Origin of the sequence: Mesobacillus jeotgali (assembly GCF_002874535.1) — a bacterium.
In the GTDB taxonomy this organism is placed as follows: Bacteria; Bacillota; Bacilli; order Bacillales; family Cytobacillaceae; genus Mesobacillus; species Mesobacillus jeotgali.
Genome location: NZ_CP025025.1, coordinates 3,810,270 through 3,828,665 on the forward strand (window position 1 = coordinate 3,810,270; position 18,396 = coordinate 3,828,665).

Genomic DNA, 18,396 nt, shown 5'->3' on the forward strand with positions numbered 1-18,396 from the left:
TAAACAAAAAACCCTCTTCCTAAGAAGAGGGTCATTTATCATCTCTCCTTATCTTTTCAGAGTAAAGAACTCTGCTGGAATTAGCACCGTGTTTTCACAACCGGTTGCCGGGCTTCATAGGGCCAGTCCCTCCGCCTCTCTGGATAAGAATATTCAATTCGTTTTTACTGCGTTAAAGTGATAATATCACGTCGCGATATACCGGTCAATATATTTCGATTATTCAGATAAAACTTTATACAGGAAGTGGCCTTGCAAGATAAAATAACGATTCCAGCACCAATTGGGCGCGAAACGGACAATCAGTTGTGAAATAGTTCATTATTACTCCCTGACGCAGTTTCAAGTCCCCGTCAAATAATTGATTCAAAAGCGCATCGTTTCCAGAAATCGTCGCTGTGTATCCGTCATGTATGCAGGAGTCACGGCAAGCCACCTTGCCATCCTTGAAAGACAAGTAGAATGTACCACTCTCTGCTTTAATTTTTAGGCATAGGTCCAGTTTGGATACTAGATGTTGAACATGCTTTTTATTCTGGATTTCATCTGCAAACCTGTCGATTCGTTCCCGCATTCCGATCAACTCCCTTATATTACATATTCTTTGTAACACGGGAAAAACCTGTTGGAATCCTTCGACAAATAAATAATTGAATTTACAATATGAAAAACGTAAAAAAGACAATACCGTATGAAATTTCGGCATTGTCTTTCATTTCCCGAGAAATATATCCAAAGAAATACAGCAATTAAGCTGGTTTGGTATTCACCATGCCGGATTTTGGCTTATCCATCGTTTTGAAAACTATGAAGAAATACGTGGATCCTACTAAGTATAGACCTGCAGTAATGGTAAATACAGTTGCGTACCCCCAATAGGAACCATATTTCAAGACGATCCCAGTTGACACTGGACCCATAATGGCCCATCCAAGATTAAACACCATTTGATTCACAGAGTTGGCCAAACCCTTCATGGAATCATCAACCTTCGACATCATTAAGGACATCTGAATTGGATTTCCGGCGTTCATAAGTGCCTGGCGAAATAAAAACCCCAGAGCAGCCAGCCAAAAATTCTGTGTGTACGCTGTCAGCAGCAGAAACGGCAGGGATAGTATCTGCAAAACAACTACCGCTCTCACTTCTCCAAGTCTGCGAACGACCATTGGACCGATGATCATCGCAACAGCTGTCGCTCCCTGTCCTAATGAAATGACCAAGCCAATCAATGAATTGGAAGCCATGAACCGATCCGCAAAATATAGGTTCAAATATGGAATGACCAATCCGGCTCCAAAGCCTATCATCAATTGCGCAACCGCAAACAGCAGAATGATTTTGAAGCTGGCTTTATGGGGAATGCCTTTAGTTTTTTCTTTTATATCGCTAGCCGATATGCGCGGTGGCCGGTCTTCATTTAACCTCATAACCGGAATCATGGCAGTCAAAAACAGGACCGATCCAATGATCAACGTATACCTGATACTTTCCAGGTTTGGAACCACCATGCCAAATAAGTCTGTGAGGATTCCTCCCAAAAGACTTCCGATTACATTGGCACCCGTCATCACAGCAAAATGAATACTGAATAAATGCACACGCTGTTCAGGCTTCGAATTCTCTGCTAACCACGGAATAATCGACACCTGGATAAATGCTGAAGCGAGACCTGTTCCAAACGCAAAGAAAATCAATAATGACTGACTCTCGACGATACTCCGGGTGAATAAGATCAACCCTGTCCCAACCGCTCCATAAAACATCAGCTTTTTCCTGCCTGCTTTATCACTAAGAATACCTGCCGGAATAAGAATGAGAGCAGTTGCCAGCGAGGTCATCGCTATGACCTTTCCATTTACAAGCTCATTATAGCCTAATTCCCTGATGTAAAAGTTATAGATGACCATGAAAATCCCAAGTCCCACCTGCGTCAATATATTCGCAATGAAGGTAAGTCGTATGTTTCGGTTATAGGTTTTAATTTGTGCCGCCCATTCCTGGTATAAAGCCATTTTGTTTCGCCTCTCAACTATTTCGATAAACTAAATATAATCCTTTTGGAACGATATGTAAATGCTTTTAAGTTATTCCATCTATGTAAATTTCTAAACCGTTCCGTTTTGAGGTGCATATGGCGAAAATGGCACAATAGGAAAAATGGCGGTCATTTACACTGTCAATTTTATGGCCAGTTCGGAAGTCAATTTAAGGGTTCCATTCTACGAACATTACATTCAAGTATAGCCAGTATAACGGATGAACATGGAATTTTACTTTATTTTTTCTTCAACGAAGGGAGCAGTTAGCGGAAGATTGATTTTTCCTAAAACAAGGGAAGACTTAACCTTAATTGAGTAACATACAATCCTAGAAATAAACGGAGAATATCCGGTTAAACTGTAGAGAATAGCTCGGTGAGGGGTAAATAAGCGGAGGTTTTCCGGTTAAGCAAGCACGATTGCCAATTTTTTATGTTTTTCAAGTAAATAGGCGGAAATCTTCCGTCTATTTAAGCTATTTTCCGTTCCATTTTCTAAATAAGGGAAGTTTCTCCGCTTATTTATCAGCCCATGATGATCCCTTCACTAGGGTCCGTTTTTTTATGGCGTGGAATAACCGGGTGCATTGTTGAATAAGAACCATTATATTTTGGAGCCGAAAATACATTAAATTAGAAAAATGGCGTATCAAAACTGATGTCAGTTTACACGCCATTTTTATTGTCATTAAATGATATGAATCCTAAAACAGAATGGTTCAGTAAATTTCGTATGCTGACTTAAGCAAAAATTAGACAAAAAAAAAAAAACGGCTGCGCCGCTTAATTAAACCTTTAGCTCTTTAAGTTTTTCAAAAAGGTAAGGAACAGACTGGAAAGCATAAATTTTCTCCTGCTCCTTTCCTTCTCTTAATACAATCAGACATGGAACACTTTCAATTTCAAAACGCTCCGCCATTTCAGGCAGGTAATTTAAATCGGCTTTCCCTGATGAAACATCGGGTAACAGCTGCTCTATAACTGTCAGCATCTTACTTGCAACCTGGCATGTACCGCACATTGGCGTGTAAAAGTACAGGTAACCTGTTCGTTTTTCCTCGAGGATGTTTTCAATCTCTTCCTTAGTCCATTCTTCCATCTACAGTCATCCTTTTTCTAAGTACTCTGCATGAACGTCGATATTTGCTCCGATTAAAACTGTAGCAAGGTGATTTTCCGGTGCTGTCGCCACTTCCCTGTACATCCTGTCAATGTACAAATGGTTCGCCTCAGGAAATTCCCTTTTAAATTGCTTTCTCAATTTTTCCCCTGACGCATCCGCATCAACGAGGATATATACATCCTTATCAAAAAGGGAATCAATCAGCTCATCAAGCTTTGATACACCAATCGTCCCATTCGTACAAATAATTTCGACCGGTTCATTAAGCACAGCTTGCACTTTCTTTTTGTCTGACGAACCCTCTACTATGATCACCTTGTGATTTTCTTCCATCGCCATAACCACCTATGCACCAGAGATAATTACCTTACGATATTATAAACATGAATATTGAATTTGTGCTGTTATGTTCATAATTCTATTGTCACTGTTTTTAAAGGAGATTGCAAAAAATTAGACTAGCGTGATAAAGAATGCTTTCATGTGTGGATATAAAGAAAAAACAGCGGCATGGCTGGCCGCTGTTTGGGTATTCTTAACACCAGCCGCCTTCATCACAATCAGTATACCGAGGTTCTGATTGATCCGGCACTGATACATGCTGGTAAATCTTATTCTGTTCAGCTTCAAAGTGATGCTCCAACTTCATCTGCATTCCTTCTGGGAGCTCTATGGATCCAATGTGTTCGTTTTCAAGATAAAGCTGCACCTGGCCGTTTTCAAGCTTTCCTGTCACTCTATCTGTTATATCAAGCTTTTGTTTGTTAAGTGTCATGATTTTCACCCTTCTTCGATAGTTGATTACTTTTAGCTTGTCCGAATTCAGGGAATGCATTGATGGTAAAATGAAGGAGTTTATGAGGAAGCTGAAGCTTTGCCTGCCCTTACAAGCGTTGAAGGGACTAGGCGATAGAGTTTGACAATTTTCGACGTGAAATTTTACATAAGTATATTCACAATAGAAAACGCCTTGAATGCATCAAGGCGTCAGTTAGATTTATTCTTTAATCATGGCTTCGTATTGTTCAGCAGTCATAAGATTTTCTACTTCACTGTTGTCAGATAGCTCGACAGTGATCATCCATGCTTTTTCGTATGGAGATTCGTTAACGAATTCAGGGCTGTCGTTAAGCTCTTCGTTAATTTCCACTACCTTGCCGCTTACTGGCGCATATAGCTCAGAAACAGTTTTTACGGATTCTACACTTCCGAATGGCTGGTCAAGGCTGATTTCGTCTCCTACTTCAGGAAGTTCGACGAAAACGATATCGCCCAGTTCAGATTGAGCAAAATCAGTAATACCGATGCGAACCTTTTCTCCTTCAACTTTTACCCATTCGTGTTCTTTAGAGTAACGTAATTCATTTGGTATACTCATTAACTATCCCTCCATTTGTATATCTCTATCGATTATTATCGATGGGACCAAAATTACAGCCAGGCTTTTTGGAACTCTTCCTCTTTGAAGCCTACAGTTACTTTTTCCCCGTCTGTCATCAGCGGGCGTTTGATGAGCATGCCATCTGATGCAAGCAGTTCCAGCAGCTCACTTTTTGATGCTGTCTTGATTTTGTCTTTCATCCCTAGTTCCCGATACTTTTGGCCGCTCGTATTGAAAAATTTCTTGATATCAAGGCCGCTTTTTTCCAGCATTTCTTCAAGCTGGGATTGGGAAGGCGGATTTTCGACAATATGTACTTCATTATAGCTCACTTCATGCTGATCCAGCCATTTCTTGGCGTTCCTGCATGTACCGCATTTAGGGTACCAATAAAATGTCTTTGTCATTTTTTCACCACCCTTTGCTATTATCCCATTAATTAAAACCTCTAATCGGATAGTAACATAATAAGGCTGAAAAATACTAACATTCCGTGTTTAAATCCATGACATTTTCGGCATCCATTACTGTATTCTACATATTTCGAAAAATTCCTCCATAAAACTTAATCTTGTTTATAAAAAATTGCTCTTTCACATTGATTTTGCTTTATTAAAAAACACTTCTCCCGCTAACAGGAGAAGTGTTTAAAAACCTTAAGATTAAACGATGAAGCGCTCTGCTTCGATCAGCTTTTCAGATGCTTCACGCTTCTTTGCAATTACGTTGATTGGAGTATGTCTTGTGAACTTGCGCAATGCTGAAGTCAACATGCGAAGCGCGTCTCCTTCTTCTGTTGCAACAAGGGTTTCTTTTGCGTCACGCTCGATTTCATTGAATGCTTCCTGGCAGAAGATTTGTGTGTAAAGAAGCTTTTGCTTGCTCTTTTCCACTCCGTCTTTAGCGATTGCCTTTTCTGTACGAAGAACAGCTGATTCCATTGAATAAGCATTTGAGATGATATCCGCGATATTGACGAGGATTTCCTGCTCTTTTTCCAAGGCTTTGCCGAACTTCTGAGCAGCCAGGCCAGCTGCAAGCAAGCCGATTTTCTTCGCATTCTTCACAAGGTATTTTTCCTGTGCCAGAGGCTCGTCGCCTGGCTCTTCAGGCATAAGCATCATTAGCTCTTCCTGCAGCTGCTGGGCTTTTTGCAATAATGGAAGCTCACCCTTCATTGCCTTACGAAGGAATGTTCCAGGTACAAGCAAGCGGTTGATTTCGTTTGTTCCTTCGAAAATACGGTTGATTCTTGAATCACGGTAAGCTCTTTCGATTTCATATTCTTGCATGAAGCCGTATCCACCGTGGATCTGTACACCCTCATCCACAACATAGTCAAGTGTTTCTGTCGCGAATACTTTGTTCATTGAGCACTCAATTGCGTACTCAGCGATTGAATCAGCAACTGCTTTACCGTTGTTGATTTCTTCCTCAGACAACTGGTTCATTCTTTCCTCGAACAAACCTACTGTACGGTATACAGAGCTCTCAGTTGCGTAGATTTTGGAAGCCATTGTCGCAAGCTTCTCTTTTGTAAGATTGAACTGCGAAATCGGCGTCTTGAACTGCTGACGCTGATTAGCATACTTTACAGTCAATCCGAATGCCTGCTTAGCGCCGCCAGTTGCGCCTACACCTAACTTATAACGTCCAATGTTAAGGATATTGAATGCGATAAGGTGGCCTTTGCCTGCTTCACCAAGAAGGTTTTCAACAGGCACCTGAGCATCTTCCAGAATCAATGTACGTGTAGATGAGCTCTTGATACCCATTTTCTTCTCTTCTGCGCCTACGGATACTCCTGGGTATTCTCTTTCAACGATGAAAGCTGTGAATTGTTCGCCATCGATTTTAGCGTAAACAACGAATACGTCTGCAAAGCCAGCGTTTGTGATCCATTGTTTTTCGCCGTTAAGTACGTAGTGAGTTCCTTCAGCATTCAGCTTAGCGGTTGTCTTTGCACCAAGTGCGTCAGACCCTGAACCTGGCTCAGTAAGTGCGTAGGCTGCAAGCTTTTCGCCAGTTGCCAGAGCAGGAAGGTACTTTTGCTTTTGCTCTTCATTACCGAAAAGTACGATTGGCAGTGAACCGATTCCTACGTGTGCACCGTGGGAGATGGAGAATCCGCCTGCTACTGCCATTTTCTCGGCAATCAAAGCTGAGCTGATTTTATCAAGGCTTAAACCGCCGTACTCTTCAGGAACATCTGCTCCAAGAAGGCCAAGCTCTCCAGCTTCCTTCAATAGTTTTACAGTGCGGTCAAATTCGTGCTGCTCAATATATTCAACCTGAGGCAATACTTCGTTCGTTACGAAATCCTCAGTTGTCTTTGCGATCATCTTATGCTCATCTGTGTAATCCTCTGGAGTGAAGACATGGTCATAAGTTACATCTTCGATTAAGAAGCTCCCGCCTTTTACAAGCTTTTCTGTTTGGTTACCCATTTATTGTTCCTCCTATCCATTTTGGGGAGGGGTTCAGCCCCTCCATGTATTGTTTTATAAAAGTTCAAATACTCCAGCTGCACCCATGCCGCCGCCGATACACATTGTCACGACACCGAATTGCTCATTTCTGCGCTTCATTTCGTGAATCACTGTCAAAGTCAATTTTGCGCCAGTTGTTCCCAGTGGGTGGCCCAATGCGATTGCTCCACCGTTAACGTTGACCTTATCTTCATCAAGGCCAAGCTCGCGGATTACCTGGATAGATTGCGAAGCGAACGCTTCGTTCAGTTCGAATACACCAATATCTGAAACTTGAAGTCCAGCAAGCTTCAATGCTTTAGGAATTGCTACCACGGGACCGATTCCCATGATTTCAGGCGGTACTCCGCCTAGTGCGAATGACCTGAATTTAGCAAGTGGCTTCAATCCAAGAGATTCAGCCTTTTCACGGTCCATCACCATGACAGCAGCTGCTCCGTCACTGGTTTGTGAAGAGTTTCCTGCAGTGACTGTACCTTTGATATTGAAAGCCGGACGAAGTTTCGCCAGAGTTTCAAGGTTCGTATCAGGACGTACGCCTTCATCCTGTTTGAATTGGATCGTCTTTTCGACAAGCTTATTATCTTTTCCTACTGAACGAAGGGTTACATCGACAGGAACGATTTCATCCTCGAACTTACCTTCCTGAATTGCTTTTGCTGCGCGCTGATGGCTTCTTACTGCAAAAGCATCCTGCTCTTCACGGGAAATGCCGTACTTCTTGGCTACTTCCTCAGCCGTATGGCCCATTCCCATATAATATTGCGGAGCAGTTTCAGCAAGCTTTGCATTCGGGCGGACAACATGGCCCATCATCGGCACCAAACTCATTGATTCCGCTCCACCGGCAATGATTGTGTCTGCATGACCAAGCATGATTCTTTCCGATGCATTCGCAATCGCCTGAAGTCCTGAAGAACAATAACGGTTGATTGTGATCGCCGGCACTTCATGTGACAGACCGGCAAGTGCACCAATATTCCGTGCCATATTCAAGCCCTGCTCTGCTTCTGGCATTGCACAGCCGATGATTAAATCATCAATATTCCCTTCATAATTGCCTGCTCGCTTTAGAGTTTCTCTTACTACAAGAGCTCCAAGATCATCAGGGCGGACATTAGCAAGAGTTCCTTTTTTTGCTTTTCCGACCGGTGTCCTGGCTCCGGCTACGATTACCGCTTCTCTCATCTCATTCCCTCTCTTTCCACTGATGTTAATTGTATATTTTAATTTAAAGCTATTAATCTATTAGTTGCGCAACGGCTTGCCTTTTACGAGCATATGCTGCATGCGCTGCTGTGATTTCGGTTCAGCCACGAGGCTAAGGAATGCTTCCCTTTCAAGATCAAGCAAGTATTGCTCATCTACTTCAGTTCCGTATGGCACTTTCCCGCCTGAGATGACATATGCAAGTTTCTTGGCAATTTTCAGGTCATGTTCTGAGATATAACCTGACAGTTGCATCGTTTGAGCACCCAGCAGCAGGGTTGCATATCCTGGCTCGCCAGTTACAGGAACCTTCTTTCTTACTGGAGCTTTATAGCCGCTTACATACAGGTTCAATGCAGCCTGTTTCGCATCATATAACAAGTGATCGCTGTTCACACTGATGCCGTCTGCTTCATTCAGGAAGTTATTTTCACGAGCTTCTTCTCCTGAAGTGGAGACTTTAGCCATTGCAATGGTTTCGAATACTTTATTCGCAACCTTTTGAAGGTCGAAATCAACGCCTTTCGGCAGTCCTTCAAGATGCTTGATATAAAGCTCTTTGTTTCCGCCGCCGCCAGGAATCAGGCCTACACCTGCTTCTACGAGACCCATATATGTTTCCATAGAAGCCTGGATATGGGCTGCCGGCAAGCACATTTCCGCTCCGCCGCCAAGAGTCATTCCAAATGGAGCAGCTACGATTGGCTTGGAGCTGTATTTGATTTTCATAGTCGTCTGCTGGAATTGACGAACGACCATATCAAGATCCCAAATATTGTCGTCTTGCGCTTCCATCAGGATCATTGCCAGGTTCGCACCAACTGAGAAGTTTTTGCCCTGGTTACCGATTACCAAACCCTTATAGTTCTTTTCCACTTCATCAATCGCAAAGTTGATCATCTGAAGGATGTCTGGCCCGATTGAGTTGCTGTGTGAGTGGAATTCCAGCAATGCAATGCCATCTCCAAGGTCTATCAGGCTTGCGCCGCCATTCTTTTTGATGACGCCATTTCGCTTTTTCAAGAGCTTCAGGTTGATCGCCTTTGGATTTTCTTCTACCGCTACGTATTCACCATTGTGGTAATAGCTTAGTCTGCCATCTTCTTCTTTGTAGAAAGATGTGAAGCCTTTTTCGACCATTTCTTTTACCCAAGCAGGGACAGTCTTTCCTTCAGCTTCCATTTTGCTGATGGCTTTTTCAACACCTAGTGCATCCCATGCTTCGAAAGGACCCATTTCCCAGCCGAAGCCCCACTTCATCGCACGGTCCACCGCGACGATATCATCGGCAATCGTACCTAGAAGGTCTGCGGAGTAAACCAGCACAGGGCTGAAAATATTCCATAACAGTTCGCCAGCACGGTCCTTCGCATAAACAAGCGCTTTCATTTTATTGGCAAGGCCTTTTTCCTGCTTAGCCATTTCAGTTGACGCTGTCTTTAATTTTTTTCGTGGTCCGTATTCCAATGTCTGTGGATCAAGTTCAAGGATTTCCTTGCCCTGTTTCAGGAAGAATCCCTGTCCTGACTTGCTTCCAAGCCAGCCGTTCTCAAGCATCTTCTTCATGAACTCAGGTACTTCAAAGACTTCCTTTTCTTCCCCTTCAACCTGGTCATACACGTTCTTTGCAACATGTGCGAAAGTATCGAGGCCAACTACATCCAGCGTGCGGAATGTTGCGCTCTTAGGACGGCCGATCATTGGGCCAGTTACCGAGTCAACTTCACCAACACTGTAGCCGCCTTTCACCATTTCTCTTACTGTTACCAGCAATCCGTAAGTACCGATACGGTTGGCGATGAAGTTAGGTGTATCCTTCGCTTCAACGACTCCCTTGCCTAATTTGTCTTCACCAAAAGTCTTCACGAATGAAAGGACTTCAGGATCCGTATCTTTAGTAGGAATGACTTCAAGCAGCTTCAGGTAGCGTGGCGGGTTGAAGAAATGCGTGCCCAGGAAATGCTTCCTGAAATCTTCGGAACGTCCTTCAGCCATTGCTTCGACTGAGATTCCTGAAGTGTTCGAGCTGATGATGCTTCCTTGCTTGCGGTATTTATCTACATCAGTGAAAACTTTCTTTTTGATATCAAGGTTTTCAACTACGACTTCGATCACCCAGTCTACATCCTTGAGTTTTTCCATATCATCTTCGAAGTTGCCCGCTTCAATTAGAGCAAGATTCTTTTTGGAGGCCAAAGGTGCCGGTTTTTGCTTCAATAACTTTTGCAGTGCTCCTGCACTTATACGGTTGCGCACCTGCTTGTCTTCAAGTGTCAGGCCTTTTGCTTTTTCCTGTTCCGTTAATTCCCGAGGTACAATATCAAGCAGCAATGTCGGAATCCCGATGTTTGCCAGATGTGCGGCAATTCCTGATCCCATGACACCTGAACCAAGCACCGCTGCCTTTTGAATTTGTCGCATCAAATTTGTCTCCCCCTTTGACTCTTTTTGAATGAATACTCATTCATTTTTGCATCAAAAAAAATATGCATATAAATGAGTTCTGTTATTTACTACTATAAAATATTTAAAAAATTTCCGCAATAATAAGGTGCGGAAAAAAGAAAATTTTTTGAATCTTTAAACCTTGTGCTTATTTCAGCAGACTTGGGCACCATAAAAAAGCGTTACTCTTATCTTTTTAAAAACACGGAGGTAATGATCATGGCAAGAATGAAAAAGAATCCGTCCAAAGCTGGTGTCAGCGCAGCAAGTGTCAAAGGTAATGCAGGCCCATCAATGGGACAAGGCGGAGAAAGAAAACAAAACAGCCAGAACAGCCAGTACAAAAAATAATCAAAGCAGCTTAATAAAGAATTTAATAAAAACAGGCTGACAATTGTCAGCCTGAAATTTATTTCTTCAACATTCCTTTTAAAACAAATGCTACGTTTGCAGGGCGTTCTGCAAGGCGGCGCATGAAATATCCGTACCAGTCTGTTCCGAACGGAACATAGACGCGCATTGTATAGCCTTCTTCGGCCAACTGCAACTGTCGTTCAGGCATGATTCCAAACAGCATTTGGAACTCGAACTGGCTTTTCGGAATATTGTTTGCCTTCGCAAACTCCTTCGTGAAATTAATGATATTGTCATCGTGTGAAGCAACAGCTGTATAGTTGCCGTTCAGCATATGCATCTTGATGATTTTCTTGAAATTCTCATCTACATCCTTCTTTTCAGGAAAAGCTACTTCCGGTGACTCTTTGTAAGCTCCCTTCACAAGGCGGAGGTTTGGAGAATATTGATTCAAGTCCTCGATATCCTTTTCAGTCCTGTATAAATAAGCCTGGATGACCGTGCCGATATTGTCATATTCGGACTTCAGCTGTTTGAATATATCAAGCGTTTTCTGGCAGCGTTCATAGTCCTCCATGTCGATGGTTACAAACACATTATTCTCCTTGGCAGTATCCATGATCCGGCGCATATTGTTCATGACTACTTTCTCAGAGATATCAAAGCCAAGTGAAGTCATCTTGACGCTCAACTGGGCATTCAATTTTTCACGGCCAATCGCTTTTATCATTGCAATCGAACTTTCAGCTCTCTCATTGGCCTCTTTTTCATTGTCTACGAATTCGCCAAGGAAATCGACGGTCGCCACAAGGTTCTTGCTGTTTAGCTCTTTGATGACTTCCACTGACTGCTCGACCGTTTCACCGGAAACAAAGCGTCTTGCCCCTAAACGAAGACCATATTTCTTGGCCATTTTCGTAAAAAATTTATTTTTCGATAAAAAAAGAAAAAAGTTCCTCATTAGTTGTTCCATAGCTTTTCCTCCCCTTAATGAAAACGATTACATTACCCTCAAAAAAAATTACTTCATCTATATCTATTTTGCAGAATCATTTTATCACTTTTTTAGAACTTTGAATATTACTTTCGTAGAAAAATGTTCTTTTTTGACGAATCTTGTTTTGCATACTTTATTTCGCCCCGGGAACGATAATATCCGATGGAATTATCAAAAATCAGGAGGTTCAATTATGCAGCAGCAAAACATGAATTTTCAGGGCCAGCAGCAGGGGATGATGCAGACGCCGCCGCCTGTCGTTTCAACTAAAGATTCTTTATATTTAACTGATATGCTCTCATGGAATTTACTTGCCATGAAAAAAGCACATTTCTTTGCCCAGCAGTGCCAGGACCAGGAGCTGAAGATGGAAATCGAAAAGTGCGGCCAAATGCATCAGAAACATTATCAAAAGATCCTGACACACCTTAATAGCCCGCAAAACCAGGCCTATTCAGGAACTCCAGGTATGCAATAAGCCAGGCTGCAAAACATTTGAATTTTACAGGAGGAAAAGCGGATGAACCAGAACCAACAAAAAATCCAGAATCCAGAAACACAGGTCCAAAAAACACCGCAAATGAATGACCGTGATTTCATCAATGATATTTTAACGACTGAAAAATACATGACTCAAGGTTATGATACTGCGCTAAATGAAGTAAGCCACGATCAGCTTTACCAGGATGTTCTTGCCATTTACACAGAAACAGCGAATGCACAGCGCAGCATTTATAATCTCATGTTCAAAAAAGGCTGGTATGGAGTAGAAGCGGCAGATGCGCAAAAACTGCAGCAGTCACACCAGCAATTCCAGGGCTACTCAAACCAGTTCCCTTATGGCGGCCAGCAGCTTCAATAATGACTTTATATCGTCTTTGAACCGGGCAAACACGCTCGGTTCTTTTTACTTTGCTATTCGTTCCCTCCCTTTCTTTCACTTTTCACTGTAGCACCTGCACTTAAAATAAAAGAGGGATTTTCGCTAAACAAAAAACCACCTCATCCGAGATGGTTCTTCCTTATTTCTGGCGGTTCTTCTCGTTCATTTCTTTGACTTGTGCGATCACGTTCTTGATTTGATCCTTGGCATCAGGATATTCTGCATTCCAGTGCTTAGCCAGCGGAGGCATCGACTTGGCGATATGGCTGTACAGTATCCATGTTTTTACCTTATCGACATTCTCAGCGGAGCCTTCGCCAACCAAAAGCTCTGTGTACTTTTCCAGCAATCCGTCAATTTGTTCTGTAAAATTCTTATCCATATTCACACTCCCTAATTTACATTTCCGCATGTTCGGGGACAGGTTTTGCAGTAACTCCCTTTCTCCTTGAGCATATAGCTGAAACAGCATGTCTTCCGTATCCTTGTATAAGAATCGGTCTCTTCCTGATAGACTGGTTCACTGTAATATCTAGCAATTGGATTGTTATTATAGCGTCCAAATAGCTTTCCAGGGGCCGACTCAACCAGGTAAGAAAAGTCCTCCGCAGCCCTCACCTTAACTTCAGGATCCTCGATTTCACTCAAAATTTTTTCATAGAGCCAGAAAATATATACAGCGACATTTTCCCATAGAATCAATTTTGAGATTTTCGCAGATTTCGAGATGGCATCCATAACGGGGAATAAATTTCCCGTGAACAAATGCCTGACTGCTTCCTTCCTCCATTCATCGCGGCCATCTGTCGGGCTTACTTCCGTGCTTTTGTTTATTAGATAAAATCCAGGCAGCCAAAGACCATCGTGAATGGCATCCTCCAGAATAATATTCTCAGGTGATACATCCAGCTTCTTATTAAATGTGCTCATCGAATATAAATATAGGGCTGCTAAAAAAGCATGTCTCTTCATGAATACAGAAGCTGCAGTCTTCAGGTCCGGTGCTCCTAGCTCGTTTTTGAAGTTGTTCAGATAGCTGCTCATCGTTGACTCATTTAAAAAAGGGCTGAACTTAATTTGAACATCTTTGTCTGGTTCAGAAACCACAAAACGATACTTAGCGAGAATCGCTAATTCCTTGGGGGTCAGGTCAGCTTTCATGTTCATACTCCAATTTTGTCCTTAAGGATACAACGTCCTTTCCCATAGGGGATGCAAAGTGGTGTGCCGAAAAGCGGATCGATTGTCACTTCACATGCCATGCCGAAAACATGTTGAACAAGCCCGCAATTAATTACTACTTCCGGCTTTCCCTGGTCAAAAATCTTCTGATCCTTTATTGCCACAATGTTATGGGCATATCTGCAGGCAAGGTTCAAGTCATGCAGCACCATGACGATGGTTCTTCCTTCAGTTTCATTTAGTTCATAAAGTAAATCCAAAATCTCAATCTGGTGCGTCATATCCAGATAGGTTGTCGGTTCATCAAGGAGTATGATATCTGTATCCTGGGCAAGGGTCATCGCAATCCAGGCACGCTGCCGCTGTCCCCCTGACAAGGAGTCGACGGTTCGATCCTTCAGGTGATCGATACCTGTCGCCTTCAAAGCGTTTTCAACACTTTTTTCATCCTCTTCCGACCATTGTTTCAGCCACGTCTGATAAGGATATCTGCCTTGTTTTACAAGCTGCAGAACCGTCAAGCCTTCCGGTGCTGAAGGTGATTGGGGAAGGATGGCCATCTTGCGGGCAACTTCCTTTGTTGACAGCTTTGAGATTGCCTCGCCTTCAAGAAGGATTGATCCAGACTGCGGCTTAAGGAGCCTTGCAATTGAACGCAGCAAAGTCGATTTTCCGCAGCCATTCCCCCCGATAAAGACAGTAATCTCGCCTTTAGGAATGTGTATGTCTAGTTCATTTATAATAATGGAATCTCCATAGGATAGCGTCAGTTTTTCCGTTTCAATTGCCTGGGTCATGTTCATTCCCCTTTCTCTCAACTTAAGAATTTCGTGTCTTGAATAGCAGGTAAACAAAGTAGGGAGCGCCAATACCTGCAGTAAAAACGCCCGCTGGGACTTCTAATGGTGAAAACATTGTGCGGCCAATCAAATCTGCCAGCATGACAAGGATTCCGCCAATCAATGCCGATACAGGCAAGAGAGCACCGAACGCTGAACCAACCAGCCTCCTTGCCATATGCGGAGCCATCAACCCAACAAAACCAATGCCGCCTGCAAAAGCAACCGAACTGGCTATAAGTGCAGTGCTGACCAGCAATAGTGCAAACCGCTGCCGCTGGACATGGCCACCAACCCCAGTTGCTATATCTTCCCCTAATTCCTGTACATTCACATTCCTGGCAAAGATAAAAGCAATCAGTAGCATACTGACTGTCCAGGGGACGAGCACCGCTACATTTCCCCATGTCGAACCATAAACCGTACCCGTGATCCAGATATTCGCCTGGCTGGCCCGATATATCGGCCCCATAATCATCATCAATGTAGTCAACGCCTGCATCATCGCTGATATTCCAATACCAATCAACACGAGCCTTACAGGCGAGACGCCATTTTTCCAGGAAAGAAAATAAACCAGGAATGCTACGATTGCGGCACCTGCGAATGCGGCGACAGGCATCCATTCTATACTTACTGTCAGAGCATTGTTATCATCACTGAAAATAGCTAAAAATCCTACAACCGCTACCGATGCTCCACCGGTGATTCCCAAAATATCAGGTGAAGCAAGCGGATTCCGGATCATCCCCTGCAGAAGTCCACCGGCGACAGCCAAACTTATTCCAACCATCAGAGCAACAATAATTCTGGGAAGCCGGAACGATTGCACGACCAATCTCTCCATATCGCTTCCCCCGCCAAAAAACACAGCAAGGACGCTTATTGGGCTTATATCCATATCGCCCAGGCCGGTACTGATGACAAACACGGCAAATGCGGTAACCAGCAGGCCCAGAAAAATCAGCGCGGCTTTTTTATCAATCAAAAAAGAGATTCTATCCTTAAAAAGTCTTAAGCTTTTGTACTGGCTCATTTTCCATTGAACCCCTTTCTCGCAATATAGATGAAAAATGGAGTTCCAATCATCGCCGTCATGACCCCGACAGGGATTTCCTGCGGCATCAGCACATATCGGGCAGCGATATCCGCTGCCAATAACAGCATCCCTCCGAAAATCGCAGAGAAAGGAATGACCCAGCGGTGGTCAATGCCAACCACAGCCCTCGTCAAATGCGGGATTACAATCCCGATAAAACCAATTGGACCAGCAACAGCAACAGCCCCTCCCGATAAGAGAACAATAATAACACCAGTGCCAAGCTTGACAAAACCAGTATTCAAGCCTAGGCCCTTTGCTACATCCTCGCCCATTGACAAGATGTTCATTTTAGAAGAAATCAAAACAGCTGCAATCCAGCCAATCGCTAAATATGGGAGGACTCCAATGAGAGTTTCCAGCTTGCGCCCCTGTACAGAGCCCGCAAGCCAGTATAAAACCTGTTCTAGAGCAGCCTCATCCAGTACCAGCAATCCCTGGGTGAAAGAAGAAAACATCGCGGTCATCGCCGCGCCTGCAAGCGTCAGCTTCATCGGAGTCAGCCCTTCACGGCCTGCCGAACCAATTACATAGACACTGACTGCCGCCAATGCCGCACCCAAAAAGGAAATCCATGCAAAAGCCTGGAGGCTCCCGACTGAAAAAATCGTCACCGCAACTACTACTGCAAAACCAGCCCCCGCATTCACTCCAAAAATACCTGGTGATGCGAGTGGGTTCTTCGTCAATGTCTGCATCAGGACACCTGCAATCGCAAGGCTGGCACCGACTGATGCCGCAATCAGCGCCCGTGGAAGGCGAACTGATTGAACAATAATATGTTCATTTGAACCGTTATAATTCGTGAAAGCATTAAACGCGGTTCCCCACGATGTGTCCGTATAGCCGTATACGATACTTGCACATATTAAGAATAAAATTAATAGGGTGGAAATCAATAATCCGCCCAATCTTTGTCCATTGGTTTTTAGCAGCATTTCAATTTACCTTTCTTTTTTAAGGAAGTTGTTTATATTGTTATTTAACTTTAATTGATATGAGGTTCGTTTTCATTAGTTCATTGGAAAGTTCACAAAATCGTCAATGAATATGAAAATCATTATCAATTAGTTATTGACAAGGTCTCCCTTTAAATTTTATCATAAAGGAGCAGTAATTGAAAATGATTATCAATCACATTCTAGGAGGAATTACATATGAAAGCTTCAAAATTATTACTGACTCTCATTACGATCTTCACTGTCCTGATTTTGGCAGCATGCGGAGGTAATGAGGATAAGGAAAAGGAAACAGCTGAACAACCAAAAGAAAAAGAAGAAACGAGCTACACTGTTGATCATGCCATGGGTTCTACTACATTAGAAAAAACACCAGAAAAAGTCGTGATTTTAACAAACGAAGGTACTGAAGCCCTTCTTGCACTTGGAGTTACACCAGTTGGGGCTGTCCAATCCTGGACTGGCGATCCATGGTACGACCATATTGCAGATGAAATGAAGGATGTCGAGGTTGTCGGCGTAGAAAGCCAGGTAAATGTAGAAGCAATTGCTAAACTGCAGCCTGATTTGATCATCGGAAATAAAATGCGCCAGGAAGATATTTACGAACAACTGAAAGCAATCGCCCCAACGGTTTTCGCTGAAGATCTTCGCGGAAACTGGAAGAACAACTTTGAACTTTATGCAAAAGCTGTAAACAAAGAAGAAAAAGGCAATGAAGTACTTGCTGATTATGATCAGCGAATCGAAGATCTAAAAGAAAAACTTGGTGATAAAGTAAATATGGAAGTTTCTATGGTCCGCTTCATGGCTGGCGACGTACGTATTTACCACAAGGATTCATTCTCAGGCGTCATCCTCGAACAAATTGGCATGGCTCGTCCTGAAAGCCAGGATAAAGAAGACTTTGCCGAAAAAGGCGTGACAAAGGAAAGAATTCCGGCAATGGACGGAGATATCCTCTTCTACTTCACATATGATGAAGGTGACGGTAAAGCAACTGAAGTTGAAAAGGAATGGATCGAGGACCCGTTATTCCAAAACCTTGAAGTAGCGAAAAAAGGTGAAGTGCACAAAGTAGATGATGCCATCTGGAATACAGCTGGCGGCGTAAAGGCTGCTAACTTGATGCTGGATGATCTTGAAAAACATTTGTTGAAATAGGCTCTTTTCTCAAACTTTGTTGCTTTTGATTACAAAATAGGATTGAATGACATCTTTTCTTTTCAAACTTGACTCTATAATGAGAAAAGAGCTTGCAAACTTAATACCGACCAGCAAAATGAATTCATATACGTTAAAATCGGCTTTAAGATTTTAACAACAATCTTTACGAAAGCAGACTTTAAATAAAATCCCCCCAAGATTTTATTTAACTAATCTCTCTCCCCATAT

Annotated in this window: 20 protein-coding genes and 1 riboswitch; of the genes, 4 read left to right on the forward strand and 16 right to left on the reverse strand. The window is 42.9% G+C overall.

Going from position 1 to position 18,396, the window contains the following annotated elements; translation table 11 throughout:
• Positions 1-45: 45 nt before the first annotated feature.
• Positions 46-150: riboswitch (SAM riboswitch) on the reverse strand.
• A gap of 85 nt (positions 151-235) precedes the next feature.
• The 10 genes from CD004_RS19285 to CD004_RS19330 form a co-directional block, all read right to left on the reverse strand.
• Positions 236-574 carry an SCP2 sterol-binding domain-containing protein gene (locus CD004_RS19285; protein ID WP_102264230.1) on the reverse strand — a complete coding sequence of 113 codons (339 nt, stop codon included), beginning with the start codon at positions 572-574 and terminating at the stop codon, positions 236-238.
• A gap of 175 nt (positions 575-749) precedes the next feature.
• The gene (locus tag CD004_RS19290; RefSeq protein ID WP_102264231.1) at positions 750-2,015 is read right to left on the reverse strand and encodes an MFS transporter; all 1,266 of its coding nucleotides are present in this window, start codon (positions 2,013-2,015) and stop codon (positions 750-752) included.
• Positions 2,016-2,828: 813 nt separating this feature from the next.
• On the reverse strand, positions 2,829-3,140 hold the full coding sequence (locus CD004_RS19295) for a thioredoxin family protein (RefSeq protein WP_102264232.1): 312 nt from the start codon (positions 3,138-3,140) through the stop codon (positions 2,829-2,831).
• Between the two features lie 6 nt (positions 3,141-3,146).
• On the reverse strand, positions 3,147-3,503 hold the full coding sequence (locus tag CD004_RS19300; protein WP_102264233.1) for a toprim domain-containing protein: 357 nt from the start codon (positions 3,501-3,503) through the stop codon (positions 3,147-3,149).
• 196 nt (positions 3,504-3,699) lie between these two features.
• A complete protein-coding gene (locus CD004_RS19305; RefSeq protein WP_102264234.1) occupies positions 3,700-3,939 on the reverse strand; it encodes a YusG family protein in 240 nt (79 codons plus the stop codon).
• A gap of 222 nt (positions 3,940-4,161) precedes the next feature.
• A complete protein-coding gene (gene gcvH, locus CD004_RS19310) occupies positions 4,162-4,542 on the reverse strand; it encodes a glycine cleavage system protein GcvH (protein ID WP_102264235.1) in 381 nt (126 codons plus the stop codon).
• A 53-nt stretch (positions 4,543-4,595) separates the two neighbouring features.
• Positions 4,596-4,952, reverse strand: a complete 357-nt coding sequence (locus CD004_RS19315; RefSeq protein WP_102264236.1) for an arsenate reductase family protein — start codon at positions 4,950-4,952, stop codon at positions 4,596-4,598.
• A 255-nt stretch (positions 4,953-5,207) separates the two neighbouring features.
• On the reverse strand, positions 5,208-6,992 hold the full coding sequence (locus tag CD004_RS19320) for an acyl-CoA dehydrogenase family protein (protein ID WP_102264237.1): 1,785 nt from the start codon (positions 6,990-6,992) through the stop codon (positions 5,208-5,210).
• A 54-nt stretch (positions 6,993-7,046) separates the two neighbouring features.
• Positions 7,047-8,222, reverse strand: a complete 1,176-nt coding sequence (locus CD004_RS19325) for an acetyl-CoA C-acetyltransferase (protein ID WP_102264238.1) — start codon at positions 8,220-8,222, stop codon at positions 7,047-7,049.
• A 60-nt stretch (positions 8,223-8,282) separates the two neighbouring features.
• On the reverse strand, positions 8,283-10,667 hold the full coding sequence (locus CD004_RS19330; RefSeq protein ID WP_158651601.1) for a 3-hydroxyacyl-CoA dehydrogenase/enoyl-CoA hydratase family protein: 2,385 nt from the start codon (positions 10,665-10,667) through the stop codon (positions 8,283-8,285).
• A gap of 240 nt (positions 10,668-10,907) precedes the next feature.
• Between CD004_RS19330 and CD004_RS19335 the strand changes: the two genes are divergently transcribed.
• Complete coding sequence (locus tag CD004_RS19335; protein ID WP_102264239.1) at positions 10,908-11,039, forward strand: YuzL family protein; 132 nt, start codon at positions 10,908-10,910, stop codon at positions 11,037-11,039.
• A 58-nt stretch (positions 11,040-11,097) separates the two neighbouring features.
• Here CD004_RS19335 and CD004_RS19340 read toward each other — a convergent pair whose 3' ends face one another.
• Positions 11,098-12,015 (reverse strand): proline dehydrogenase family protein, encoded by a 918-nt coding sequence (locus tag CD004_RS19340; protein ID WP_102264240.1) that lies wholly within the window; start codon positions 12,013-12,015, stop codon positions 11,098-11,100.
• Between the two features lie 217 nt (positions 12,016-12,232).
• Here CD004_RS19340 and CD004_RS19345 point away from each other — a divergent pair, with 217 nt between their 5' ends.
• Both CD004_RS19345 and CD004_RS19350 read left to right on the forward strand, forming a co-directional pair.
• Positions 12,233-12,517 (forward strand): hypothetical protein, encoded by a 285-nt coding sequence (locus CD004_RS19345; RefSeq protein WP_102264241.1) that lies wholly within the window; start codon positions 12,233-12,235, stop codon positions 12,515-12,517.
• Positions 12,518-12,559: 42 nt separating this feature from the next.
• On the forward strand, positions 12,560-12,901 hold the full coding sequence (locus CD004_RS19350; RefSeq protein ID WP_102264242.1) for a spore coat protein: 342 nt from the start codon (positions 12,560-12,562) through the stop codon (positions 12,899-12,901).
• Between the two features lie 160 nt (positions 12,902-13,061).
• Here the strand turns inward: CD004_RS19350 and CD004_RS19355 are convergent, their stop codons facing one another.
• Genes CD004_RS19355 through CD004_RS19375 form a run of 5 tightly spaced genes read right to left on the reverse strand, consistent with a single transcriptional unit; the run spans position 13,062 to position 16,980 of the window.
• Positions 13,062-13,304, reverse strand: coding sequence for a YusU family protein (locus CD004_RS19355; RefSeq protein WP_102264243.1), 243 nt, complete (start codon positions 13,302-13,304; stop codon positions 13,062-13,064).
• 11 nt (positions 13,305-13,315) lie between these two features.
• On the reverse strand, positions 13,316-14,083 hold the full coding sequence (locus CD004_RS19360) for an IucA/IucC family C-terminal-domain containing protein (protein WP_158651602.1): 768 nt from the start codon (positions 14,081-14,083) through the stop codon (positions 13,316-13,318).
• Between the two features lie 2 nt (positions 14,084-14,085).
• Entirely contained in the window at positions 14,086-14,901 is an 816-nt protein-coding gene (locus tag CD004_RS19365) for an ABC transporter ATP-binding protein (protein ID WP_407657632.1), read from the reverse strand.
• Between the two features lie 22 nt (positions 14,902-14,923).
• Positions 14,924-15,979 (reverse strand): FecCD family ABC transporter permease, encoded by a 1,056-nt coding sequence (locus CD004_RS19370; RefSeq protein ID WP_102264245.1) that lies wholly within the window; start codon positions 15,977-15,979, stop codon positions 14,924-14,926.
• Positions 15,976-16,980 carry a FecCD family ABC transporter permease gene (locus tag CD004_RS19375; protein ID WP_102264246.1) on the reverse strand — a complete coding sequence of 335 codons (1,005 nt, stop codon included), beginning with the start codon at positions 16,978-16,980 and terminating at the stop codon, positions 15,976-15,978. Before CD004_RS19375 ends, CD004_RS19370 begins: the two co-directional genes overlap by 4 nt.
• 219 nt (positions 16,981-17,199) lie before the next feature.
• On the opposite strand from CD004_RS19375, the gene CD004_RS19380 reads away from it, so the two are divergent.
• Complete coding sequence (locus CD004_RS19380; protein WP_102264247.1) at positions 17,200-18,165, forward strand: ABC transporter substrate-binding protein; 966 nt, start codon at positions 17,200-17,202, stop codon at positions 18,163-18,165.
• Positions 18,166-18,396 lie beyond the last annotated feature (231 nt).